Here is a 25,805-nt window from a genome sequence, read left to right as displayed (position 1 = left end):
ATTCAATTAAAATGGGATATCATTTTTATAATGCTGAAACAGAGATTTTATACCTCAATAATTCTAGCGAATACGATACTTTGTCAGTTTTTAAATTCTGCGTAAATAATCTTTACAGAATAAACGAAAGGATTAAAAACGGAGAAACAATCAAAATCATTGAAAATATTGGCAAAGAATATACTAAAACGTATGTAATTGAAAATACGGCAGATTTTAAAAAATGGGTCGAAAAAATATACAACGGAGGTTTTGAAGATTATCTCGAAACTGGAATGAAATAGATTATTCTAAAATAGTATCCATAAAAAAAATCCCAAAAGAAAAACTCTTTTGGGATTTTACTAAACTTAAAACGAAAACGAAACGATAGTAAACCTACTCCTCTACTTTTAAAATCTCTAATTTGAGATTTCCTTTTTTAGCAGGCCATTCAACAATATCGCCTTCTTTGTAACCCACCATTGCAATTCCTTCGTCTGAAAGAACCGAAATTTTGTTTTTACTTGCTTTCGCTTTATCTGGACCAACTATAAGAATTGTTTTTTCTTCGTTATTGATGTGGTCTTTGTAAGTAACTTTTCGATCTATCGAAACTACATCTTCAGGTAGATTTTTTCGCAATACTTGCGTAGCATGTTTTAGCTGGCCTAATAAAAGCTCTTCTTCTTGTACGGTTACTTTTTTTCTTCTTACGTGATCTTTAATTAAATCGTATGTTCCTGTTGTTAAAATTATATTTTGTGACATGACTTTCTCGTTGGTTTCATTTTCTCTAAAATAGGACACAACTCTTCAGTGAATAGCACGCAACACGAACTATTCAGTGATATCCTATCCTGAAAAAATGAGATTAAATACTAAAAATTAAATACTAAAATATCCCCTGCCTAGAGTTGTGACAGGGCTAAAGAAATAAACTCTTTTGAGTTTTTTAAGAAAGTATCGTCATGCAAATACAATAACGTGCACATTAAGCACATCAAAGAACTGTTTATTAAATAAAAATTTGCAGTGACCATTATAATATCAAATTATTTTGGCAATATACGCCTTTTTTATCTTACAAAAAAATGAAGCGTCAAGAGAACTTGCTTTAATTTCCTAGTGTAATCCAAATAAAGTAGCAAAATAATTTAACTCCATTTATATTGCAAACTTTTTCCTATTTTTGAGTTGATAAAAAACAGATTATCAATACCATTACAATATATTCCCAGAGTAGTTTTATAATTCATCAATCACCAAAAACAAACCAAACATGATTAAAAAATCCATTTTATCCATTTTAGTTCTTTTGGCAATCACTTTAAATTCCTGCAAACAGGAACCAAAAGAAACACCTGCCCCATTAATTGATGTAAAGACCTTCTTCAAGAATGGAGAAAAAAGCTCTTTCAAGATTTCGCCCGACGGAAATTACTTTAGCTATCGTGCCGATTATAAAGGAAAAACCAACGTTTTTGTTCAGAAAGTAAACGATACTAAAGCAGTTCGTGTAACAAACGACACTTTGCGAAGCATTTTCAATTATTTCTGGAAAGGTGACCGAATTATATATGCGCAAGACGTAGGCGGAGACGAGAATTTCCAACTCTTTTCGGTAAAAACAGATGGAACCGATTTAAAAGCATTAACGCCTTTTCCGGGTGTTAGAAGTGACATTATAGACGCTCTAATTGACGTTCCAGGCAAAGAGAAAGAACTAATTGTACAAATCAACAAAAGGGTAAAAGAATATTTTGATCCTTATCTTTTAAATGTCGAAACTGGAACTCTGACACTGCTTTACAACAACAAGGAAAATTTTGACGGATGGGTTACAGACAATAATGGCGTTATTCGTCTTGCTTCAAAAACGGACGGGGTAAACATTACTTGGAATTATCGAAATTCTGACAAAGAACCTTTTAGGCCCCTTATTACCACAACTTTCAAAGATTTCTTTTCTCCTGCTTCTTTTGACAAAGACAATAAAAACATTTATGCTTTGAGTAATATTGGCAAGGATAAAGTGGTTTTGGTTGAATATGACCCAATTGGCAAAAAAAATGTAAAAGAATTGTTTGCTGACCCTAAATATGATTTAGATGCGGTTAATTACGATCGAAAAAAACAAGCCTTGACTTCTGTAACTTGGGAAGCAGAAAAACAGGAAGAACATTTTTTTGATAAAGAATGGGAAGCAATCAAAAACAATTTGAAAAAACAGATTGAAGGTTACGAAACTGAAATTGTAAACTACGACGATGCCAGAACCAAAGCTATTGTTTGGGCTGGAAATGATAGAACTCCAGGAAAATACTATATCTACGATTTCAAAACTACAAAAGTTAAAGAAGTTGCAAACCCGTTTCCTTGGATCGAAGAGAAACACATGAGCCATATTAAACCTATTACGTATAAATCGAGAGATGGTCTTGAAATTCACGGCTATTTAACGCTTCCGTTGGGAGTTGAACCTAAAAATCTGCCTGTCATTATTAACCCTCATGGCGGTCCTTGGGCAAGAGATGGTTGGTATTATAATCCAGAAGTTCAGTTCTTGGCAAATCGCGGTTATGCTGTCTTACAGATGAACTACAGAGGAAGCACCGGTTATGGAAAGGAATTTTGGCAATCTAGTTTTAAACAATGGGGTAAAAAAATGCAAGACGACATTACCGATGGTGTTGAATGGCTGAAAAAAGAAGGCATTGCAGACCCAAATAGAATTGCTATTTATGGCGGTAGTTACGGTGGTTATGCAACACTTGCCGGAATCACTTTTACGCCCGATTTGTATGCGGCGGCAGTAGATTATGTGGGCGTGAGCAATTTGTTTACTTTCATGAATACGATTCCGCCTTATTGGACACCTTATCTGGATCAGTTTCATGAAATGGTGGGCGATCCTAAAAAAGATAGTTTGTTGCTGGCCTCTGCATCGCCTGCATTACACGCAGACAAAATAAAAACGCCTTTGTTTATTGCACAAGGAGCAAATGATCCAAGAGTAAATAAAGCCGAAAGCGACCAAATGGTTGAAGCGCTGAAAAAACGTGGTGTAGTTGTAGAATACATGGTTAAAGATGACGAGGGACACGGTTTTAGAAATCAAGACAATCGTTTTGATTTTTATGGTGCCATGGAAAAATTTCTAGACAAACATTTGAAACAAAAGAAATAAATAATATCAAGCGTAAACTTAAAAGCTGCAGAGAAACATTTTCTGCAGCTTTTTTTCTGAAATAAAAGCTAGAGGAAATATCTTATATTTGCTCGAAACAAAATCGCTTATCTTGCAAAAATAAAGCTATAATTAAAACCAAAATATGTCAATAGTAACCACCATTATACTAGGTCTGTGCATTACTTTTATAATTATATACATTACAATTAATATAGACAAATTTAAACCCAAAAAGAGATCTGAGCATCAAGATCTTATTGATAGTATTCATGCAAAAATTGCTAAAGCAAATGGGGCTTCAATGAAACAATATTCTCTTGAAAATTTGTCCATTGAAAATACAAAAAAACAAGATTTTTATGCCAAAGTCGAATTTGTAAATAAAAATTGTACAAATCTGGAAGACTTTATTATAAATGATGAAATTAACGAATTTGATTTGTTGAAGCTTGCTGATTTAAATGGGATTGACTTACAGATTCGATCAGGATGGTTTCCATTAGTTATTGAACTTATTAAAAAATTAAATGCCTACGGTTGGAATAAAAAAGTGACTTGCATAAAAGAAAAATATGCAGGTCTTAGATTTCATGCCGAATGTGTTTATGGTGATACTATTTCAAATATTGTTGAAAAGTACGAAAACAAATCTCAAAATGTTTGCGAAACTTGTGGCGAACCGGGAGAAATTAGGTCTAATTCAGGTTGGGATTATGTAGCGTGCAGAAAACACTACTTAGAGAATCGTGGAAAAATAACGATATTAGAACGTGGTTTTAATTTGAATGACAATTTCTTTCCTTGGAAAGATATTAAAAATGCAAATTTTGAAGATTTAATGGGAAGAGATAAATATAATTTTTTGAATATCCAATTCAACAATCAAATAGTTAGACATGCTGGTTGGGAAGATAGAAAATTATACATTTCAAAATATGTCATGGGATTTGGCAATTTCTTAAATCATTTACCAAAATCTATTAACAACCTAGATTATAGTTATATAGAAAATTTTAAAAATCTAGAATATTGTAAAATATGTGGATATCAGGCAGTTTATTTTGATGAATGTGAATGCTGTGAAAATGAAACCTGGAACAGCTACATAAAGACTTGGCGAGTAAAGAACGAAGAAATGGAAGAAAAAAAGCTTTCTCACCACCATTACAAGCAACTGAAATGGGCTATGCATAAAGATGATGTCTTTGAAAGCACACAAAATAATTATCCGAAAAATCCAAATCATAAAATACTTTATACGGAAAAAGAACTAAAGGAACATCTTGAATCTTTTGAATCTTTTGAATCTTAAAATTTGAACTTAATTTCTAAATATTTAGTACAAAAGAGAATTAAAAACAGTTTACTATGAAAAACTTCGATTGGACTTCTTTCACCAAAAAAATAGCCGTTAAAGCTCAACTTTCAGACATTTACGATGCGTGGACAAAAGCGAATGAGTTAGAAAAATGGTTTCTTGAAAAAGTATCTTTTTTTGGAGCTAATCAGGAATCTATAAGCAAAGACAAAAACGCAGAAAAAGATAATACGTACGAATGGCTTTGGTATTTGTACGATGATGCTATGTCAGGAAAAATCGTTTCTGCCAATGGAATAGATCAACTGCAATTTACTTTTGAAGGAAACTGCCTTGTAGATATAAATCTAAGCCAGAAAGACGATTATACGATTGTGGAACTTCGTCATTATAATATTCCAACAGATGATCATTCGAAACAATACATTAGATTGGGCTGTTCCAACGGTTGGCATTTTTATCTCACAAATCTAAAATCGGTTTACGAAGGTGGATTAGATTTGAGAAATAAGGATCGTGATTTGGACCCGATGATTAACAATTGAAAGAATGCATAACAACCAATAAAACCAAACCAATGAAATCACTAATCACCTCTTTTCTTTTAATTCTCTCCTTAACTTTATCCGCACAATCCAATCAATTTGTTGGCGAATATTCTCGTTCACTTTCTGAAAAAGAAAAACACACAATCGAATATAAACTGACTTTAAACCCAGACGGAACTTTTCTGTTTCATTCGTATTCGAAAATCCGAGGCGGAAATTCAGTACAAGACAATAAATACGGAAAAGGAAAATGGAGTGCAAAAGACAATCTGATTACTTTTTCAGCAAACAAAAAAGAAGATTTCGACTCAAAATATACTTTAGATTTCAATAATTCAACCGCTAGATTTATTGCTAAAAATCCGAGAGATAAAAGCGATAAGGTTGTTAAGACCAAACTTCAATTTTTAGAATCGGAAATTTTCTGGATGAAGAGTATAGATGTTTTTAAATTATAAATGAAAAATGAAAAAAGTATTTCTTTTAACTTGTCTGATTTTATCAATCGTAGCGTTTTCACAAAACAAAAAAGAGTATCCAATCGACGTTTTAGAATCAAAATGTATAAATCAAAAAGACATCTCTGATGCAGACAAGTGCAATTGTATCATACAAGCCCGCGAATCTTGGGACAAAGAATTGAACAAAAGTTACAATTTACTAAAAACAAAACTCCCAAAAGAAAATTTTGAAACTTTAAAAGAATCTCAAAGACAATGGCTTCTTTTTCGCGATAAAGAATATGAGTTTAGCTCGAAATACTTTTCCGAAATAAAGCAAGGAACTTTGTGGTATGCCGTTTCCGAAAGCTTAAAAAGAGACTTAGTAAAAAGAAGAGCGATTGAATTGGAGGCATATTACAAAATGTTTGATTATTAAACTTTCTTTTAGAAAGCTTTGCCCATTTGGACCTAATAATCTTTGCCCCTTTCCCATAAAATCCTTACTTTCGCATGTCCAACTAGAAAAGAAAAAATGAAGGTCTGTATTGCTGAGAAACCAAGTGTAGCGCGTGAAATTGCATCTGTTTTGGGTGCCAATACCAAACACGATGGCTATTACGAAGGAAACGGTTATGCAGTAACTTACACTTTCGGGCATTTATGCACCTTAAAAGAACCCAACGATTATAAACCGCATTGGAAAAGCTGGGATTTGAATAATCTCCCTATGCTTCCTGAAAAATTTGAAACCAAAGTGGTTCAGAACTCAGGAATTCAAAAGCAGTTTAAAATCATTAAAAGTCTTTTTGACAAAGCCGAAGTCGTTATAAACTGCGGGGATGCTGGACAAGAAGGAGAATTGATTCAGCGCTGGGTGATGAATGAAGCGCATTACAAAGGCGAAATTCAGCGATTATGGATTTCATCTCTTACCACAGAAGCTATTAAAGAAGGTTTTGAAAACTTAAAACCCTCTGCCAACTACGATAATTTATTCTACGCCGGATTTTCTAGAGCTATCGGAGATTGGCTTTTAGGAATGAATGCCACACGTTTGTACACTGTAAAACATGGAGGCTACAAACAAGTTTTGTCTATCGGTCGTGTACAAACGCCAACATTGGCGATGGTTGTAGAGCGTTTTAGAGAAATCGAAAACTTTAAACCACAGCCGTATTGGGAATTGCAGACTTTATACAGAGAAACGCTTTTTAGTTATGAAGAAGGTCGTTTTCTAAACCAAGAAGACGGACAAGTTATCGCAGCCAAAGTCAAAGAAAGTGATTTCGAAATCGTTTCTATTGATAAGAAGAACGGAAATGAATATGCCCCAAAACTTTTCGACTTAACTGGTTTGCAGGTGTATTGCAATCAAAAATTTGGATTTTCTGCCGAAGAAACATTGAAGATTGCACAGACTTTGTACGAACAGAAAGTTATTACCTATCCCAGAGTTGATACGACTTTTTTACCCGGTGATATTTATCCGAAAGTGCCTGGAATTCTGCAGAAATTAACCAATTATGCCGAATTGACTCAGCCTCTTTTAGGAAAAAAAATCAAAAAATCGCCAAAGGTTTTCAATGATAAAAAAGTAACCGATCACCATGCGATTATTCCAACGGGAGTTCAAAATAATCTGCCTCATAATCAGCAGCAGGTTTATGATATTATTACCAGACGTTTTATTGCTGTTTTTTATGATGATTGTTTGGTTGCAAATACCACAGTTATTGGAAAAGCTGCCGATGTGACTTTTAAAGCGACCGGAAAAGAAATCTTGAAGAAAGGTTTCCGTGTTGTTTTTGAAGATCCGAATGCGAAGGAAAAAGAACCCGATTTACTGCCGAGTTTTACCGTGGGCGAAAAAGGTCCACACGAACCTTCATTTCTTCAAAAAGAAACCAAACCGCCTAATCAGTTTACAGAGGCGACTTTATTGCGTGCCATGGAAACCGCAGGAAAACAGGTTGATGACGAAGATTTACGCGAATTGATGAAAGAAAACGGAATCGGTCGTCCGTCAACACGTGCAAATATTATCGAAACGCTTTTCAAACGCCAATATATTGTTCGAAACAAAAAACAAGTTTTACCCACTTTGACTGGAATTCAGTTGATTGATACGATTCAGAACGAATTGGTAAAATCGGCCGAACTTACAGGAACTTGGGAAAAACAATTGAAAGATATAGAAAAAGGAACTTTCACCGCAGCGGCCTTCATCAGAAACATGAAACGTATGGTTGAAGCTTTGGTTTATGAAGTTCGAAGCGAAACCAAGCACGCCAATATTTCGCATGCGGCAACGATTCAGAAACCAGTTGTAAAAGCGGAAAAAGAGAAAAAGAAAGCCTCTGGAATTTCGGCAGAAACTTGTCCGAAATGCCAAAAAGGAAAGATACTGAAAGGAAAATCGGCCTTTGGCTGCAGCGAGTACAAATCGGGCTGTGATTTTGTATTGCCTTTTGTTTTTCATGATAAAAAAATAACCGAAAGTCAGTATTTACGATTGGTTCAGAAAGGTTCTACAGTAAACATAAAAGGCTTTAAAACCGATTCTGGAACTGTTGAAGGCTTAATTCGTTTTGAAGAAAATTACAAACTGAAATTGGAACCAAAGAAAACCGATAAAAAAGCCGAACCCAAAGAAAGTTCAGATGCATTGGTTTGTCCGAAATGTAAAAAAGGAACAATTCTAAAAGGCAAAACGGCTTATGGTTGCGCAGAATATAAATCGGGCTGTGATTTTAAAGTGACTTTTGACGAAGTTCGCGAAAAACTAAAAGATCAAAAACCAACTAAGGAATTGGTTTACTCGATTTTGAGTGCAAGTGTTTAGTTTTTTTAGCCACGACTCGACCGAAGGGACAGGCGAAGCAATTCACGAATTTCCACGATTTTTTTTTGAAAATTACTGTATCTATATTATTTGCCACAGATTAAAATGATTAGTACAGATTATTTTTTTTGCCACGACTCGACCGAAGGGACTGACGTAGTAATTATGCAAATTTACACTAATTTATTTCACGCAGATTTTGCAGATTTGTGCAGATTAATTAGATTTTTATTTATCTAAATCTGCGTGGATCAGCTTAAATCTTTTTTAAATCTGCGTGAAATAAAAAAAAGAGAACTTGTGCAAAACACACAGTAAAAAAAATCATTTTAATCCTTTTAATCTGTGGCAGATATAAAAAAAAATCGCGAAAATTTGTGAAATTTGTGGCAAACATTTTTTTCATACATTAGTGCTATCAAAAACCTCATAAATATGTTTCAGAAAATTACTCTTTTAGCTCTTGTATTAGCCGCAGTTTCATGTCAGAAAAAAGAAACCGTAGAAAAAGATAAAATCAAAAAAGCCGACTGGTTAATTGGAAACTGGGAAAACAAAACTCCTGAAGGCATTTTATCTGAAAATTGGCAAAAACTAAACGACAGTACTTTCAGTGCTTCTTCTTATTTTATAAAAGGGAAAGACACTTTGCATTTTGAAACTATTGTTTTGGCTCAGCTAGGCGAAACCCTTACTTACAAAGCAACAGTAAAAGGGCAAAACGAAGACAAACCGGTCTTCTTCCCTTCTACTTCAGAAACAGAGCAACAATTGATTTTTGAAAATCCGAAACACGATTATCCTCAAAAAATCACGTATACAAAAGGTGTAAATAATACTTTGACAGCTGAAATTTCTGGGAATTTGAATGGAAAACCAAGTTCTGAGAAGTTTGTTATGACGAAGAAATAATTTTTTTACTTAATTTATGATTTTCTTTGATAAATTAATTGACTTTGTTTTTGATGAGAGAAAAAAAATCTCTTCGAAGGCAGCCATCATTACACTCTCCCTTTTGGGAATTTTACTTGTAGATAACTTAGTTGGATTTTCGTATAATTACAAAATCAGTAATAAAATAGAACAAATTCAGAAATTGAATTTAATAATTTCGGATACTAAAGCCGATGATGCCACAAAAGGTAGTATGCTAAAGTTAAGAGATGAAGTTGTTAATCGTAAAAACATCATAGAGATCTTCTCAGAATATATCTCAAGTTTTTCTTCAAATAAAACCATTATAAATAAATCTAGAAATGATAACGTTAAAGTAAATGTAATTGAATCTAGAAATTCAGCATTCCATTTAACCTCATCAATCTTATTTTATTTTTTAGCTATTATAATGATTCCTATGATGTTCTTTTTAGATAGAACCTCTTCTTTTTCACAGAGAATCGCAATGGGGCTTATCTTAAGTTTGATGTTTGCTGGTATTGGAATATTTTTGTTTTGGCTATGCAGTTTAATTCCAAAAATTTGGGATGGTTCTTGGATTATAAATTATATAATAAACATTCTAATTCAAGGCTCTTTTATATATTTACTCTTTAAATTTGCTCCAAAAGCAACAAACCATTAAATATAATCTTTAAATCTTCTCACAACTAAAAACAAAAACTACTCATTCTCGCCGATCTTATTCACCATAAAAATCATCAGAATACCAAGAAGCGCCATAACAAGAAACGCCCATTTCATACTTAAATACTCGGAGATAAAACCAACCATTGGCGGAACCAATAAAAATCCGAGGTAACCAATTGTTGATATCGAAGTTAAAGCAGAACCACTGCTTAATTTTGAAGATCTTCCGGCAATACTAAATACTAACGGAACCACGCAAGAAACCCCAAATCCGATTAAAACATAACCGAAAATTGTTGGGTAGGCATACGGCAAAATAAAACAAACACCGAAACCAGCTGTGATTAAAATTCCGCTATAAAGCAAGATTTTTTTAGTTCCAAATTTCATTACGCCATAATCTCCAAATATACGTCCTAACGTTACTGCCGAAGCAAAAAACACGAATGCTGCACTGGTTAATTTTGGAGAAGCTTTCAATATATTTTCGAAATAAATTCCGCTCCAGTCGTACATGGTATTTTCACAAGCCATTGAAACGAAACAAATTAGAGAGAATTTTACCAGATTTTTTTCCGGCATCGAGAAGAACTTCTTTTTAACTGGAACAGGTTCATTATGAATACTCATCGGATAAAAACAAGCCGTTAGCGCCAGCATAAAAATACTTACTCCCAATAAATGATGCGATGGTGCAATTTTCTGCGTTACCATTACATAACCTAATCCCGCACCCGAGAAAACGGCAATACTCCAAACGGCATGAAAACGCGTAATAATAGATTTCGGATATAGTTTCTGCACTTCTAGAGACTGTGCATTTATAGATAAATTGAAAATATTACGAGAAGCCCCAAAGAATAAAAGTATAATAACCAACTGCCAAACAAATGCCGCCAAACCAGGCAAAGACAGTGCAATATTGAACATAACCGCACCAAGAAGCATGATATAACGGCTGCTGTATTTATTTAATAGTTTTCCTGTAAAAGGCATTGTTAGCATTAAACCTATCGGAAAAGCAAATAAAACTGCACCAAATTCGGCCTCAGACAATTTTAATTGGGCTTGTATATGTGGAATTCTTGAAACCCACGAAGAATATCCAAAACCAGAAAGGAAGAAAAAAACAGTATTGGCAATACGATATCCTCTAGGCGTATTTTGAATCTTTTTAAAGAATGGTAAAATCATGAAGTCATTTTTCAGACTGCAAAATTAAGGCTTTAAAACTTTATCTCGCTAAAACATCAACTAAGAATTTCATTTAATTATCTCAATAATCAACATTTAACAATTTCAAAACTAAATGACAAAAAAAATAAAATTGTTAAAGTTATTTTAATTTTTACATTTGCATTGTTTTTATTTATTCTAAATAAATATTATTTATAAACCAATTAATAAATAGCAATGAATTACCTCAGTTTGAAAACTTCACGTTTTCTATTTTCTATCAGTTTTTTATTTTCGTTTTTATCTTCCTTTGCACAAAACCACGGAAAAATTAAAGGAACCATAACTACCTCAGACGGCGATGCTGCTGCAGGTGTAAATATTATTCTTAAAAACTCTAAATATGGTACTGTTTCTAATGACGATGGTGCTTTTGATTTTAATAAAGTAAGAGCCAATTCTTATACACTTCAAGTATCTTTGGCAGGTTACGAAACCGCAGAAACTGAAGTTACAGTTACAGAAAATGAAACCTCAACAATTAATTTACAGCTTAAGGTTTCTAATAAGGAATTGAATGAAGTTATCGTAAATGGCAAGAAAAGCAACTTATCAAAAAAGACCGATTATGTAGCCAGAATGCCACTAAAGAATCTGGAAAATCCTCAGGTTTATAATGTTATTCACAAAGAACTATTACAAGAGCAAATTGCGGTAGACATAAGAAGCGCGGTTCAAAATGCTACGGGCGCAATCTCAAAAATATATCCTTCTGGCGGACTTGAAATTAGTTTTAGAGGATTCAGCACGGGTGTAAATGCACGAAACGGCATGGAGACTCTTTCTGGACGAAGCTCTATCTCAATTGATAATGCCGAACGAATTGAGGTGCTAAAAGGGCCTTCTGGAACTTTGTTTGGTTCTTCTGTTTCTTCATTTGGAGGAGTTGTAAACTTGGTTACCAAAAAGCCTTTTGAAACTAGCAAAACAGAGATATCTTATACAGGAGGAAGCTTTGGACTACAGCGTGTTGCGGTTGATTTTAATATGCCTTTGACTCAGGACAAAAAAGTTTTGTTTAGAATGAACGCTTCGGCAAATACAGAAAACAGCTTCTTAAATTATGGTTTTAATAAAACGGTCTTATTTGCACCGAGCATTATTTATAAAGCAACCGATAGGTTAACGCTGAGTCTAGACACCGAGATTTTCAATACCAACAACACACGTCCTACTTACGGACGTTCGTATGCGGCAGGACTTACCAACCCAACAGACCTAAAAGTAGATTATAGAACGAGCTTATTTGCAGATGATCTTGATGCTAAAACAAGTTCTCCTAAAATATTTGCTCAGGCAGAATATAAACTTTCTGACAACTGGAAATCTACAACACTATTCTCATTGGTAGACGAACGTCTCGATCATAGTTATCAGTACTACACTGCATGGAAATCGCCTACAGAAGTTCAAAGAATGGTATCCCGTTTTGGGCCAATTCATAATAATTTTACCAATTTTCAAGAAAATATTAATGGTGAATTTTCTACAGGAAGCATCAAACATAAACTCTTAACAGGTATTAATTACAGATTTACAAAAGGAACATTTAAATATGCTACCACACAAGTATTAGATGAAATTGATGTAACAACAGATTTCGAACCAATTCGAAAAAGCGATGTAGACCCAAAATTGAAAGAAATGCAATTTGGCGTTCCAAATGAACAGACTTTTAGCGTTTATGCTTCAGATGTAGTTAGTTTTACAGATCGCTTATCTGTAATGCTTAGTCTTCGTTTGGATAACTTTGTTCAGAAAAAAATCGAAGATACAGAGGGCTACAACCAAACTGCTTTGTCTCCAAAATTAGGTTTGGTTTATGAAGTAGTTAAAAATCAGGTTTCTTTATTTGGAAATTACATGAATGGTTTTCAAAATTCAGGTCCAGTAAATCAGCCAGATGGATCAATATTAATCTTAAAACCAGTTTATGCTAATCAATATGAAGGCGGTGTAAAAGTAGAAGCTTTCAATAAAAAATTAAGCACAACACTGAGCTATTATAACATTACAATTGATAATGCTACAAGAACAAAACCAGACGGATACAATGTTCAGGATGGAAAACAAGTAAGTAAAGGAATTGATTTTGAATTTATTGCCAATCCAATAAACGGTTTAAACGTGACGGCTGGTTATGCTTATAATGACAATCGTATCGTTAAATCGTCTGACCCTCTAATTGAAGGCAACAAAGCTAGCGGAGCACCAGAAAATGTGGTTAATTTTTGGGTTTCGTACAAACTTCAAAACACACTAAAAAATTTAGGCTTTGGTTTTGGAGGAAATTATGTAGACAAACAGTATAAATTTGAAGACGAAAGCTTTTATGCTCCTTCTTATTCTATTTATAGTGCAACAGTATTTTACGACAGACCCGTTTGGAGACTTGGAGTTAAATTCAACAACCTGACCAACACAAAGTATTGGGATTCTTATGGAATGGCTCAAACTCCAGCAAACTTCTTAGTAAACCTAACCGTAAGACTTTAGTTTTCTTACTCAAATATTTTCCACAACCTCGAAATACGTTCCATATGAAATGAATTTCGAGGTTTTTTAGTGTTTTATTTTTAATTATTCTAAATAAGACTTATGTTTGTAAAAAATATCATTCTAATAATTTAAACTTGATCTTATGAAATCAAATACTTTAAAAACACTAAGCTTTTTATTTCTAATGCTTTTTGCTGCACCTCAGCTTTTTGCCCATGCTTTATGGATTGACACCAATGCAACAGGAACAAAAGGAAAAGCTCAGGAAATTTCTGTTTATTTTGGAGAATTCTCTGATAATGATATTACAAAAGCTGATAAATGGTTTTCTGATTTAAAGGATTTCTCTTTAGTTGTAATTTCTCCTTCAAAAAAAGAAACTAAACTAACTTCTAAAGCTCTAGATAATAAATACCAAGCTTTCTTTACACCAGATGAAGACGGAGTTTATACAATCGTAATGCATCATACCGTTGGAGATGTTTACGGAACAATGAAATTAGACTACAATTCAAGCGCAACCGTTGTTGTTGGAAACAAATCGGCTGGAAATGTAGCTGCTGCTAACAATAATAAAATTAGCGTTTTTTCTGAAAATGCCGATATCGCGAAAAAAAATACTGTAATTAATGTTTCTGCTTTATACGAAGGTGGTATTGCAAAATCTCAAAAAATTAAAGTAATCGCTCCAAACGGATGGGAAAAAGAATTGTGGACAAATGATAAAGGAGAAATCTCTTTTACTCCTATCTGGTCTGGAAATTATATGGTTGAGTTTGCTTATACAGAGAAATCTGCAGGTGAACATAACGGAAAAAAATACGATGAAATCTGGAAAATGGCAACTTACCAAATTGCTGTAAAATAACTTCAGGAAATCTCATTCTTAGGTTTTAATTTCAATTGAAACAGGGCTGACTCAAAAATGAGCCAGCCCTGTTTTTTTATAAAATACCTTCCTAGAATATCCTATGAGACATTTTAATCTGTTTTAAATACAAAATTAAAATAACATTAGAAAATCCTTAAGCAAATCTTAAGAAAAGACTAAGAAAGGTTTAAGTAAGAAATCCACTTCATAATTTCCTGTTAAAGAATATGTCTATTTATATTTGCACTCGATAATTTTTATTGAATCTAAATAAATACCATGAAATATAATTTACTATTTGTATTAGGATTATTGAGTTTTGCCTCTTATGCGCAAGATTATTCAAGCGCCGAATCTACTTCTTCAGTAAACGATACCGTTAAGAATAAAAAAGGGGAAATTTTAAATGAAGTAGTTGTTACTAAAACCAAAGAACCAAAACCCGTAACAGCGGTTCGCTCTGGATTAAAACCAATGGATAATCCACAAAGCATACAAGTTATTGGTTCTGAAATTATCGAACAACAGCAAGCAATTAGATTAAGCGAAGTTCTTAAAAACGCTAACGGTGTTTACGTTGGTTCTGCTCGTGGTGGTGCGCAGGAATCTTTCTTCTCTAGAGGTTATGACATGTCTGCAAACAATATGTTTAAAAACGGATTCCGCTATAATGCAGGATCAATTCCAGATGTTTCTGGCTTAGATAAAGTAGAATTCTTAAAAGGTGGTTCAGCATTACTATTTGGAAACGTAGCGCCAGGAGGAATTCTTAATTTAGTAACCAAAACACCTCAATTTAAAAGTGGCGGAGAAGTTTCAATGCAAATTGGAAGCTACTCTTATTATAAGCCAGCATTTGATTTATACGGAGGTCTTACTAAATCAATCGCCTTTAGAATTAACGGTTCTTACGAGAATTCAGAAAGCTTTAGAGATGTTGTAAAAAACAAACGTGTATATGTAAATCCATCGTTGCTTTTTATCATTAATCCTAAAACTCAAATTACAGTACAAGGAGATTATTTAAGTGCAGATTGGACGCCTGATTTTGGAACTGGAATCATTGGCACGCAAATTCTTGATTTGCCTAGAAATACTTTTTATGGAGCACTTTGGTCTAATGGTAACACAAAATCGGCTAGTGCATCTGTACTCTTAAATCACGATTTCAATAAAAACTGGAAATTAAACTTTAATTCTTCTTTCCAGAATTATGATAGAGCTTCGAAATCTACAGCACAATTATCTTCTGTAAAAGACAATGGAGACTGGACAAGACCTTTGGTTCAAAATGACAACTCAGAACAAATTTTAGGAGATCAATTAAGTCTTCAAGGAAACTTTAATACAGGATCTGTAAAACATCAAATTTTTACAGGTGCAGACTGGGAAAACTCGTTTGCAACAGCCTATACTTTTGCATTTAATCCTGCAAATTATGATACCATCAATCTTTTCAACTTTGATCCGTCAACACAAAGAAATGATATTCCAGATGCTAGAGCAACTCAAATTGCAAAAACAGAAACCAACCGTTTTGGTGTCTATTTTCAGGATTTAATTTCGATTACAGAGAAGTTTAAAGTATTAGCAGGTGTACGTTGGTCTTGGCAAGAAGCCGAAGTTACAACTTACAAAGAAACTTTTGCTGGAGGAAAACAAACTGTTACGCCTGAAAATGCAGTTCCTACAGTAGGCGCTAAAAAATTAGACAATGCATTTTCTCCAAAATTTGGATTAATTTATCAGCCTAGAAAAGAGGTTTCTATCTTTGGTAGCTACTCTACTTCGTTTACTCCAAACACAGGAACTACAGCAGATTTAAAACCAATTGAGCCTTCTATTATTGATCAATATGAAGCTGGTATCAAAACTGACTTTTTACAAGGATTATTAAGTACAAATGTTACGGTTTATCAAATTACAAACAGCAACTTGGCTCAAACTGCAGAATTTAAAGCTGATGGAAGCTTAAACACTGACACAAACGTAAAAGTTTTAAGCGGCGAAACTAAAAGTAAAGGTATTGAAGTGGATGTTACTGCAAGACCAATTGACGGACTTAGCATTATTGCAGGTTACAGCTACAACGATATGCGTTATACTAAAACATCTGGTTTAAACGGAAGTTTTATAGAAGGCGATCGTCTTGTTAGAACTCCAGCAAACACAGCCAACTTAAGTTTCTTTTATACGGTACAAGAAGGCTTATTTAAAAATTTATCTGTTGGAGCTGTTGGAAACTACATCGGTGATCGTTTAGGAGGCTGGAATGACCAATACAGTACAGATCTTACTAAATATCCTGATGGAATCTACCATAGAGAAATTCCGCTAGAAGGTTATGTTACAATTGATGCATCTGTTGGATATACTTGGAGAAAATTCTCGATCCTTTGTAAATTATCAAACATTACAAACGAATTAAATTACACCGTTCACGAAAATTATAGTGTGAACCCAATCGCGCCTCGTCAAGTTATGACAAGCTTGCGTTACAAGTTTTAAAATATTGAATTAGAGTTTTGATTTTATCCCAAGATTTTCAGTTTCACTCGAAAATCTTGGGATTTTTATTTTAAGCTCAAAACTAATTCAATTAACACTATTTTTGCTTGAAATTATAATCCTTAAAACCCAATTCAAGAATGTCGGATTCTACAAAAAACCAATTACAAAAAAGTTTAGGACTTAGTTTCAATATTGCCGTTTTAATTGGCGGAACAATTGGTGTTGGAATTTTAAGAACGCCAGGAACTATTGCAGAAATGTTGAATAATTACTGGCTTATTCTTGCTTCTTGGCTCTTTGGAGGTTTGTATGTTTTATTAGGAGCAAATTCCTATTCAGAATTGGCGACAATGTTGCCAAAAGCCGGTGGATCGTACAATTATATTAAAAGAGCTTTGGGCGAGTATGCCGGTTTTCTTTCTGGCTGGTACGATTATATTGTAAACGCTATTCCGCCCGCGTTTTATTGCATCGTAATTAGCGAATACACGATTATTTTATTTCCGCAATTAGCCAATTATTCGACAGTATTGTCTATTTCTTTATTGGTTGCATTTGTTTTGCTGCACTTAAGCGGCGTAAAAAACGGAAGTGTAATTCAGCAGATTACCAGTTTACTAAAAGTCATTTGCTTTGTGGCTTTGGTTGTGGCTTGTTTTATGTATTCTGGAGTTGAAGTTCCAGCGATAAAAACGGATAGTTCTATTTTTCAAATCGGGCTTATTTTTGGATTTTTTAAATCATTACAACTCATTATTGGAACTTATAATGGTTGGAATGCCGTTTGCTTTTTTGCAGAAGAAAATGATAATCCAAGTAAAAATATTCCGAAATCTTTATACAGTGGTGTTTTACTAGTTGTGGCCATTTATATTTTGGTAAACGCAGCATTTTTTCATGTTTTGCCAATCGAAACTTTAGCCAAATCTAATCTCGCCGCTGCCGATGTTGCCAAAATTCTTTTTGGAGAAAGTGGTGCAAAAATTGTAACCGTAATTTCGATCTTCTCTTTAATTAGTATTTTGAATGCCTTTATGATGATTCCGCCAAGAATCCTTTACGGATTAAGCCGTGACGGTTTCTTTATCGAAAAAGGAACAACAGTAAACAAAGGTGGAACTCCAATTGTTGCGCTATTGGTTTCCTCTCTTTTCAGTTTGTTTTTAATTTGCATTGGCTCTTTTGAAGTATTATTTTCTTTCGCTGCCTTTATCTCTATAATCGTTTGGGGATTGGCTTATTATTCCCTTTTAAAATTAAGAACTTCTGAACCTGATTTGCCAAGACCTTACCGTTCTTTCTGGTATCCTTGGACAACTATAATTGCGATTATATTTTCTATTGCATTACTTGGAGGATTTATTTACAGTGACCCTAAAAGTTTTATTATTATTGTTGCGATTACGATAGTTTCTTATCCTTTGTTTTTGTTTTTGAAGAAGAAAAGATAGCCACGAATTCACGAATTTTATTTTACAATCGTTGGGCAAAACAATAATTTAGAAATTATTTCACGAATAGATTTTAAAAATAAAATTCGTGAATTCGTGGCGAAAAAAAATAAAAACCCGACAGATTTTGGAAACCTGTCGGGTTTAGTTTTATAAACTAATTTGATTTCTTACTTCAAACCAGCCAAACTCTGCTCAATTGTAGCTATTTTTGCTAGAGCATCAGCTTGTTTTTGTTTTTCTAAATTAAGGACTTTCTCTGGAGCTCCGTTTACGAATTTCTCGTTTGAAAGTTTTGCTTCAACAGATTTCAAGAATCCTTTAGTATAATTTAATTCTTCTGTCAGTTTTGCAATTTCAGCCTCAACATCAATGTTTCCAGTAATCGGAATGAAATATTCATTTGATTTTACACGGAAAGACAATGCTCCGTCTACTTTTTCTGAAACATATTCGAAAGCAGAAACGTTTCCTAATTTCGTTATGATTGAATCAAAATAAGTAGAAACATTTTCGCTGTTGATTCCTTTTAATTCGATGGCATCTTTAAACGGAATATTTTTGTCTTTACGAATTGTTCTTATTCCAGAAATTACTTCAATTGAGTTTTCAAAATCAGCAATTAATTTTGCGTCAAACGGTTTTACTTCTGGCCAAGTCGAAACAATTAAAGCTTCTTCTGGAGTTCTTTCTGCAATTAACTGCCAAATTTCCTCTGTCAAGAAAGGCATAAACGGATGCAATAACTTCAAGTTGTTTTCTAACATTTCGATCGCTTTCGCGAAAGTTACGCTGTCAATTGGCTGTTGGTATGCCGGTTTAATCATTTCTAAGAACCAAGAACAGAAATCATCCCAAACCAATTTGTAAATTGCCATAAGAGAATCTGAAATTCTGTATTTCTCGAAATTATCTTCAATATCAACTAAAGTCTGTTGCAATTTCGCTTCGTACCATTCAATAGCCACTTTTGACGATTCTGGCTGTGCGATAGTTTCTGAAACTTCCCATCCTTTAATCAATTTGAAAGCATTCCAAATCTTGTTTGAAAACGCTTTTCCTTGACTGCACAATTCCTCATCAAACATAATATCGTTTCCAGCAGAAGCACTTAAAAGCAATCCTACACGAACTCCGTCTGCACTAAATTTATCGATCAAATCTAAAGGATCAGGAGAATTTCCTAATGATTTAGACATTTTACGACGTTGTTTATCACGAACTAGACCTGTTAAATATACGTTTGTAAATGGTTTTTCTCCAGCATATTCATAACCTGCAATAATCATTCTCGCAACCCAGAAAAATAAAATATCCGGACCTGTAACCAAGTCGTTTGTTGGATAATAATATTTAAAGTCTGCACTTTCTGGATCCATAATTCCACCAAAAACTGACATTGGCCATAACCAAGATGAAAACCATGTATCTAAAGCGTCAACGTCTTGTTTTAAGTCAGATGTTGTAAGTGAGTTGTTAGATGTTTTTTCTTTTGCTAAAGCTAAAGCATCTTCGATATTTTCTGCAACTACGAAATCTTCTTTTCCATCTCCGTAATAATAAGCAGGAATTTGTTGTCCCCACCATAATTGACGAGAAATATTCCAATCGCGAATGTTGTTTAACCAATGCGCATACGTGTTTTCGAAACGTTTTGGATGTAATTTAATTTCTCCTGTTTCTAAAACCGACTTAATTGCTGGTTTTACTAATTCTTCCATTTTCAAGAACCATTGGTCAGATAATCTTGGTTCGATTACCGCTTTTGTTCTTTCAGAAGTTCCTACTTTATTTAAGTGTGTTTCTGTTTTTGCTAAAGCCTCAATTTCTTCTAGTTCTTTTGCAATTTCAGTACGAACCACAAAACGGTCTTTTCCTTGATAATGTAATCCGAAGCTGTTTAATGTCGCATCTTCATTAAAAATATCAACAATCTCAAGGTTATGTTTTTCACCAAGAGTTTTATCGTTCATATCGTGTGCAGGCGTTACTTTCAAACATCCTGTTCCGAATTCAACATCAACATATTCGTCTTCAATAATTGGAATTACTCTTCCGCAAATTGGAACAATCGCTTTTTTACCTTTTAAATGTGTAAAACGCTCATCGTTTGGATTGATACAGATGGCAGTATCTCCAAAGATAGTCTCAGGACGTGTCGTTGCAATCGTCAAGAAATCTTCTGAACCTTCAATTTTATATTTTAAGAAAAATAATTTTCCTTGCTGTTCTTCATAGATTACCTCTTCGTCAGAAAGAGTCGTTTTTGCTTCTGGATCCCAGTTAACCATACGGTATCCTCTGTAGATCAAACCTTTGTTGTATAAATCTACAAACGATTTAATTACAGATGCAGACATATCTGGATCCATCGTAAATTTAGTACGTTCCCAATCGCAAGAAGCTCCTAATTTCTTAAGTTGTTCTAAGATTGTTCCACCATATTTATCGGTCCATTCCCAAGCATGTTTTAGGAATTCTTCGCGGGTCAAATCGTTTTTATTGATTCCTTCTGCTTTTAATTTCGCTACCACTTTTGCTTCAGTTGCAATAGAGGCGTGATCTGTACCTGGAACCCAACAAGCGTTGAATCCTTTAAGACGTGCACGACGAATTAAAACATCCTGAATCGTATTATTCAACATATGTCCCATGTGAAGGACTCCAGTGACGTTTGGCGGCGGAATTACAATGGTGTACGGTGTTCTATGATCTGGTTCTGAATGAAAATAATTGTTTTTCATCCAGTAATCATACCATTTACTCTCAATCGTCTTAGCGTCAAATTGTGCTGGAATTGTCATTTACTAGGGTTGTTTAATCGTTAATTTGTTTAACCGTTTAATCGGTTTTGATCATCGAATTTCAAATTGATTTGTTTTCTTATTTTCTGTTTTAAAAAATCATTTATAAATCAATCTCAACGATTAGACAAAGAAACGATTAAACAGTTAAACAAAAAACTGGTTCAATTTTTGTATTTATAACTGACAGCAAAAGTAAATAATTAAGTAGACTATAAAAAGAGAAATAATAATTTGTGTGTTAATTAAAAGAATGTATATTTACTTACAATTAAAAAAAAGATTTCATATGAAAAATGCAGCCTCTTTTATTGCAGTCTTATTGTTTAGCGCAGTAAGTTATGCACAAAACGGCCCGAAAATTGAATTTGCAGCCCCAGACAATACAATTGATTATGGAAAAATTTCTAAAGGTGACAATGGACTTCGTTCGTTTGAATTTATAAACACTGGTGATGCTCCTTTATTAATTACAGGCGCAGAATCTACGCTAAGTTCAATCGTTGTTACCAAACCTACAGCAGCAATTATGCCGGGCAAAAAAGGGAAAATCGATGTAAAATATAACATGGTAGCAGGACCTATTCGTAAAACAATTACTGTTGAAACCAACGCAGTAAACTATCCTGACGGAAGAGTAGCTCTTAAAATTAAGGGTGAAGTTCAATAAGAATTTAAAAATCTTTAAATAACAAAAGCCGTTTCTAAATCTAGAAACGGCTTTTTATCTTTATAAAGAAACTCTTGCTTCTCACATCTTTATTCTTTATTCTTTATTCTTTATTCTTTATTCTTTATTCTTTATTCTTTATTCTTTATTCTTTATTTACTTCGCAGCGCATTCAACAGAATCAAATTTATATTTTACGCTTTCAAAATCAATTGGCTTATCTTTTACCAAATAAGTAACACCCATTGTAGTTTGCATAACACCATTTCCTAAAATAAGCTGGTTGTTACGCTTTAAAAGTGCCATCGGGTTCTTGAATGTTTTTTCTCCATTTACATTGTCTTTAAAAGTGTAGTCCACAAATAAAGTATCGCCATGAAACTCACCTGCAACTTCTCCTGTTCTAACAGTTGAAGGCGCAACTCTCATAATCATATCTCCTGCTAGTTTTCCGTTTTTTAAAGTATTCAATTTTAAATCTATTGTGTCCTTTTCATAAATCGCTTTATAGCATGCAGTGCTTACCACCGCTTCACCTTCTGCTTTTGCAGCTTCAGTAGCTTTTTGTTTTTCTTCATTTTTACAGCTTTGCAATCCAATAAAGGATAAAAGCAAACAAGACAAGGTTAGATTTCTCATATTTTTTTCTATTTCGTTGATATCACTATAAAATTAAAGAAAAAAGATTTCCGCAAAAAGGTTTTGGCAAAGTTTTTCTGTAAAAATGAAACCCGCCAGTTTTTTAAAATCTGTCGGGTTTACTATGTTTCAAAAAAATTACAAACTTTTGATTACAAATTCAGATCGTCTGTTCAATTCATGTTCTTCCTCTGAGCAAGATTCGTCTGTTTTACATTTTATAATTGGCACCGATTCTCCGTAGCCTTTTGCTGTAACTCGTTTTGCATCAATTCCAGACTGAATTATAAATTCTCTTGTCGAATTGGCTCTTTTTTGAGACAAATCTTCATTAAATTTAGCATTTCCTCTAGAATCGGTATGCGAACCAATTTCGATTTTCATATCTGGATATTTCCTCATTAGCTCTACTACCCTGCCTAAAACTACTTTTGATTCTTTTCGGATATACCACATATTGTAATCAAAGTAAATTGGATCTGTTTTAATGATTAAACGATCTTTATCTTTAACAACATCTTTTTCCTTTGCTAATATCTCTTTTACTTTTTCCTGCTTTTTAACTTCAGCTGCAACGATTGCTGCTTCTTTGGCTTTTTTCTCTTTTTCTTTTAATGCAATTGCCACCAAAGCTTCTTTTTTCTTGTTTTCTTCTTCAATGATAATCTCCTGTTTTCTCTTATTTTCAGCAATTAATTTTTCTTCCTGTTTAATAACTTCCAATGATTTTAAAGCCAAAGAACCGTCATTAACTTTATCTCTTGTTTTGTCTAAAGTCAGTATTTTTGAAGCATTTGTATAGTTTTCTTTGGAAGCTGAAATTTTATAAGAAGCCTCACAAGCAACCGTAAAACTGAATTTTCCATCAGCAGAAGTTGTAATGGTATTTAAAGTCTTATTTTCTGAATCTTGTAATAATACCGTTGCATTTTCGAGAGCCAATTGCGTATCAATATCTGTAATTGTTCCTGCGATTAATTGCTTGCAATCTTCAACAATCAAATCTTTTATTTCTTTGAATTGATAAATATCATCGCTCCCTTTTCCTCCTTCTCTATTAGAAGCAAAAAATCCTTCTTTGGTATTAGAATCAATGTTAAAAGCGAAATCATCTAAATTAGAGTTTAACGGAAGTCCTACATTAATAGGTTTTGAATACTCATTTCCGTTAATATCAGAAACAAAAACGTCTAAAGATCCGTAGCCCAAATGTCCGTCAGATGAAAAATAAAGCTTATTATCTGCAGAGGCAAAAGGAAATTGCTCTCTTTTATCTGTATTAATTTCTGGACCCAAATTTTTCGGAGTATCAAATGCTCCTTTATTAATATTAACGGAATAAATATCGAAAGAACCTAGAGATCCTGGCATATCTGAAGCAAAATACAATACTTTTTCATCTGCACTCAAAGCAGGATGCTCCACAGAATAATTCGGACTGTTGAACGGAAGCGACGTAATATTTGTCCATTTTCCTTCAACCCATTCTGCTTTAAAAATCTGAAGATTGGAAATTTTCTTGTCGTCTTTTTTCTTCTTTCCGTTTTTAGAATTGTTTCGGGTAAAATACATCGTTTTGCCATCTTTTGTAAAAATAGCATTCGATTCGTGCATTCCGGTTTTTAATTCTTTAGCAAAATAATGAACTATAGAATCTCCTGAATTAATATTTTTTAAAGGAATTGAAACCAAATTCAAATACGTTTCGTTATCCCATTTAAACTTTTTATCAAATAAACCAGGCTTCAATTTCACCCCAGCAAAAACTAAATCCTCTTTATATTTTACAGCTCCAAATTCAGAATTTGGTGTATTTATCGCAAGGTTTTTAATCTCAAAACGTTTGCCAATTGCCGTAACATTTTCTAATGTTTTAATGTCTTTTTCAAAATTGGCAAGATCGTCTGCATTGGCAGATTTAGCATAATATTCTTTTAAATTGGCATTTGCATCGTCATAACTATTTGTTGCTTTAAGAGTCTGTGCGTATCTAAAATAATATTCTCGGTCTAAATTATTGCTGTAATTTGAAATCAAAAGACGATAATAACGCTGTGCTTTTACTAAATTGTTAGTATAGAAATAAGAATCGGCTAGATTTTTAATGACTTCTTGAGACGGTTTTTCGTCTGCCAATTTTTGGTATAAAATAATAGCTTCGCTGTAATATGTTTTATCAAAAAAACGTTTTGCTCTAGCTAGTTCTAGATCCTGTGCATTTATAAACTGTATTGAAAATACGAATATAATAACGAGTAATTTTTTCATATTTTTCATTTTAGAAGAATCTTGGAGATTTATCAAATCCTTTTCCTAACAAGTCCAGATCGAACAACAGCATAATTTCATGTGTTCCAGAATTAAATTGTCCGAAGTTCGTAAGCGTATAATCGTAAGCGTACCCCACTCTTAATGTCGGTGTAACATTAATATTGAAAAGCGCACTTACAGAATCATCTATTCTATACGAAGCTCCAAATTCGAACTTTTCGTTGTAAAGAACATTGGCTGAAACATCTAAAGTTATTGGCGCACCTTTTACAAATTTTGACATAAATGCGGGTTTCAATTTCAATGCGTTGTTGAGCTGAAAAACATAACCAGCAGTCAAAAAAGTATGAATCTCTTCGGAACCAAAAGCATTCATTCCTGACTTTTCTTCAATATATTTTGACTTCAATAAGTTTGGGGCAGACAATCCCACATAAAGATTATCTCTAAAATAATACGCTCCAACTCCAATATTAGGTTTTGTTGCATTTATATTTTCCGAAAAAGCAATATCTGTTTGAGGGTCTGTAAAACGAAAACCATTAAAATTGCTTTGCATAGACGAAAATCCAGCTTTTAAACCCAGAGACAATTTATTTTTTCCGCCTAGTTTTAAAACATAGGCAAAATCGGCATAAACATTATTCTCTTTTTTAGCTCCATCTCCTATATCATCTGAAACGAATGAGATACCAGCTTCTATTTTATCATTAATAGCTGTGTGCCCAAAAAAGGTAAATGTTTTTGGAGCGCCATAAGCACCAACCCATTGCGTTCTGTACAATCCGCCAAAATTCATCATGGCAGGAACTCCAGTCGCATAAGCAGGATTAACCACACTCATATTATACATATAGTGTGTGTATTCTGGATCTTGCTGAGCAGAAACGGATAAATAGAAAAGGAAATTTATAAGAAGTATTATTTTTTTCATTTGAAAATT

20 protein-coding genes are annotated in these 25,805 nt (G+C 33.5%); 14 read left to right on the top strand and 6 right to left on the bottom strand.

Annotation, left to right across the window (positions count from 1 at the left end; translation table 11 throughout):
* Nucleotides 1–11: 11 nt before the first annotated feature.
* Nucleotides 12–284 (top strand): hypothetical protein, encoded by a 273-nt coding sequence (locus BSF41_RS12480; protein WP_095929824.1) that lies wholly within the window; start codon nt 12–14, stop codon nt 282–284.
* Nucleotides 285–378: 94 nt separating this feature from the next.
* Here the strand turns inward: BSF41_RS12480 and BSF41_RS12475 are convergent, their stop codons facing one another.
* Nucleotides 379–750, bottom strand: a complete 372-nt coding sequence (locus tag BSF41_RS12475) for a GreA/GreB family elongation factor (protein ID WP_095929823.1) — start codon at nt 748–750, stop codon at nt 379–381.
* Nucleotides 751–1,261: 511 nt separating this feature from the next.
* On the opposite strand from BSF41_RS12475, the gene BSF41_RS12470 reads away from it, so the two are divergent.
* The 8 genes from BSF41_RS12470 to BSF41_RS12435 all read left to right on the top strand — a co-directional run bounded on the left by BSF41_RS12470 (nt 1,262) and on the right by BSF41_RS12435 (nt 9,905).
* On the top strand, nt 1,262–3,169 hold the full coding sequence (locus tag BSF41_RS12470) for a S9 family peptidase (RefSeq protein ID WP_095929822.1): 1,908 nt from the start codon (nt 1,262–1,264) through the stop codon (nt 3,167–3,169).
* Nucleotides 3,170–3,314: 145 nt separating this feature from the next.
* Nucleotides 3,315–4,484 (top strand): hypothetical protein, encoded by a 1,170-nt coding sequence (locus tag BSF41_RS12465; RefSeq protein WP_095929821.1) that lies wholly within the window; start codon nt 3,315–3,317, stop codon nt 4,482–4,484.
* Between the two features lie 56 nt (nt 4,485–4,540).
* On the top strand, nt 4,541–5,035 hold the full coding sequence (locus BSF41_RS12460; protein WP_095929820.1) for an SRPBCC domain-containing protein: 495 nt from the start codon (nt 4,541–4,543) through the stop codon (nt 5,033–5,035).
* Nucleotides 5,036–5,067: 32 nt separating this feature from the next.
* A complete protein-coding gene (locus tag BSF41_RS12455; protein ID WP_141248142.1) occupies nt 5,068–5,496 on the top strand; it encodes a copper resistance protein NlpE in 429 nt (142 codons plus the stop codon).
* 7 nt (nt 5,497–5,503) lie between these two features.
* Nucleotides 5,504–5,917 (top strand): lysozyme inhibitor LprI family protein, encoded by a 414-nt coding sequence (locus tag BSF41_RS12450; RefSeq protein ID WP_095929818.1) that lies wholly within the window; start codon nt 5,504–5,506, stop codon nt 5,915–5,917.
* A gap of 96 nt (nt 5,918–6,013) precedes the next feature.
* Complete coding sequence (locus BSF41_RS12445) at nt 6,014–8,323, top strand: type IA DNA topoisomerase (RefSeq protein ID WP_095929817.1); 2,310 nt, start codon at nt 6,014–6,016, stop codon at nt 8,321–8,323.
* Between the two features lie 435 nt (nt 8,324–8,758).
* The gene (locus BSF41_RS12440) at nt 8,759–9,235 is read left to right on the top strand and encodes a DUF6265 family protein (RefSeq protein ID WP_095929816.1); all 477 of its coding nucleotides are present in this window, start codon (nt 8,759–8,761) and stop codon (nt 9,233–9,235) included.
* Between the two features lie 16 nt (nt 9,236–9,251).
* Nucleotides 9,252–9,905 (top strand): hypothetical protein, encoded by a 654-nt coding sequence (locus BSF41_RS12435; protein ID WP_095929815.1) that lies wholly within the window; start codon nt 9,252–9,254, stop codon nt 9,903–9,905.
* 38 nt (nt 9,906–9,943) lie between these two features.
* Here the strand turns inward: BSF41_RS12435 and BSF41_RS12430 are convergent, their stop codons facing one another.
* Nucleotides 9,944–11,104: an MFS transporter gene (locus BSF41_RS12430; protein WP_095929814.1), complete on the bottom strand. Its 1,161-nt coding sequence runs from the start codon at nt 11,102–11,104 to the stop codon at nt 9,944–9,946.
* Between the two features lie 219 nt (nt 11,105–11,323).
* Here BSF41_RS12430 and BSF41_RS12425 point away from each other — a divergent pair, with 219 nt between their 5' ends.
* The 4 genes from BSF41_RS12425 to BSF41_RS12410 all read left to right on the top strand — a co-directional run bounded on the left by BSF41_RS12425 (nt 11,324) and on the right by BSF41_RS12410 (nt 18,478).
* Nucleotides 11,324–13,642: a TonB-dependent receptor gene (locus tag BSF41_RS12425; protein WP_095929813.1), complete on the top strand. Its 2,319-nt coding sequence runs from the start codon at nt 11,324–11,326 to the stop codon at nt 13,640–13,642.
* A 145-nt stretch (nt 13,643–13,787) separates the two neighbouring features.
* A complete protein-coding gene (locus BSF41_RS12420; RefSeq protein ID WP_095929812.1) occupies nt 13,788–14,513 on the top strand; it encodes a hypothetical protein in 726 nt (241 codons plus the stop codon).
* Between the two features lie 282 nt (nt 14,514–14,795).
* On the top strand, nt 14,796–17,024 hold the full coding sequence (locus tag BSF41_RS12415) for a TonB-dependent siderophore receptor (protein ID WP_095929811.1): 2,229 nt from the start codon (nt 14,796–14,798) through the stop codon (nt 17,022–17,024).
* Between the two features lie 140 nt (nt 17,025–17,164).
* Nucleotides 17,165–18,478, top strand: coding sequence for an APC family permease (locus BSF41_RS12410; protein WP_095929810.1), 1,314 nt, complete (start codon nt 17,165–17,167; stop codon nt 18,476–18,478).
* Between the two features lie 170 nt (nt 18,479–18,648).
* Here BSF41_RS12410 and BSF41_RS12405 read toward each other — a convergent pair whose 3' ends face one another.
* Nucleotides 18,649–21,282, bottom strand: coding sequence for a valine--tRNA ligase (locus BSF41_RS12405; RefSeq protein WP_095929809.1), 2,634 nt, complete (start codon nt 21,280–21,282; stop codon nt 18,649–18,651).
* A gap of 289 nt (nt 21,283–21,571) precedes the next feature.
* On the opposite strand from BSF41_RS12405, the gene BSF41_RS12400 reads away from it, so the two are divergent.
* Complete coding sequence (locus tag BSF41_RS12400; RefSeq protein WP_095929987.1) at nt 21,572–21,952, top strand: DUF1573 domain-containing protein; 381 nt, start codon at nt 21,572–21,574, stop codon at nt 21,950–21,952.
* A 156-nt stretch (nt 21,953–22,108) separates the two neighbouring features.
* Here BSF41_RS12400 and BSF41_RS12395 read toward each other — a convergent pair whose 3' ends face one another.
* The 3 genes from BSF41_RS12395 to BSF41_RS12385 all read right to left on the bottom strand — a co-directional run bounded on the left by BSF41_RS12395 (nt 22,109) and on the right by BSF41_RS12385 (nt 25,796).
* Nucleotides 22,109–22,591: a hypothetical protein gene (locus BSF41_RS12395; protein ID WP_095929808.1), complete on the bottom strand. Its 483-nt coding sequence runs from the start codon at nt 22,589–22,591 to the stop codon at nt 22,109–22,111.
* A 138-nt stretch (nt 22,592–22,729) separates the two neighbouring features.
* Nucleotides 22,730–24,859, bottom strand: coding sequence for an OmpA family protein (locus BSF41_RS12390; RefSeq protein ID WP_095929986.1), 2,130 nt, complete (start codon nt 24,857–24,859; stop codon nt 22,730–22,732).
* A 10-nt stretch (nt 24,860–24,869) separates the two neighbouring features.
* Nucleotides 24,870–25,796 (bottom strand): type IX secretion system membrane protein PorP/SprF, encoded by a 927-nt coding sequence (locus BSF41_RS12385; RefSeq protein ID WP_095929807.1) that lies wholly within the window; start codon nt 25,794–25,796, stop codon nt 24,870–24,872.
* Nucleotides 25,797–25,805: the final 9 nt, after the last annotated feature.

The organism is Flavobacterium sp. ACN2 (assembly GCF_002303885.1).
Lineage (GTDB): Bacteria > Bacteroidota > Bacteroidia > Flavobacteriales > Flavobacteriaceae > Flavobacterium.
The sequence above is the reverse complement of the archived record's forward strand: the minus strand, read 5'-3'. Positions and strand labels throughout refer to the sequence as shown.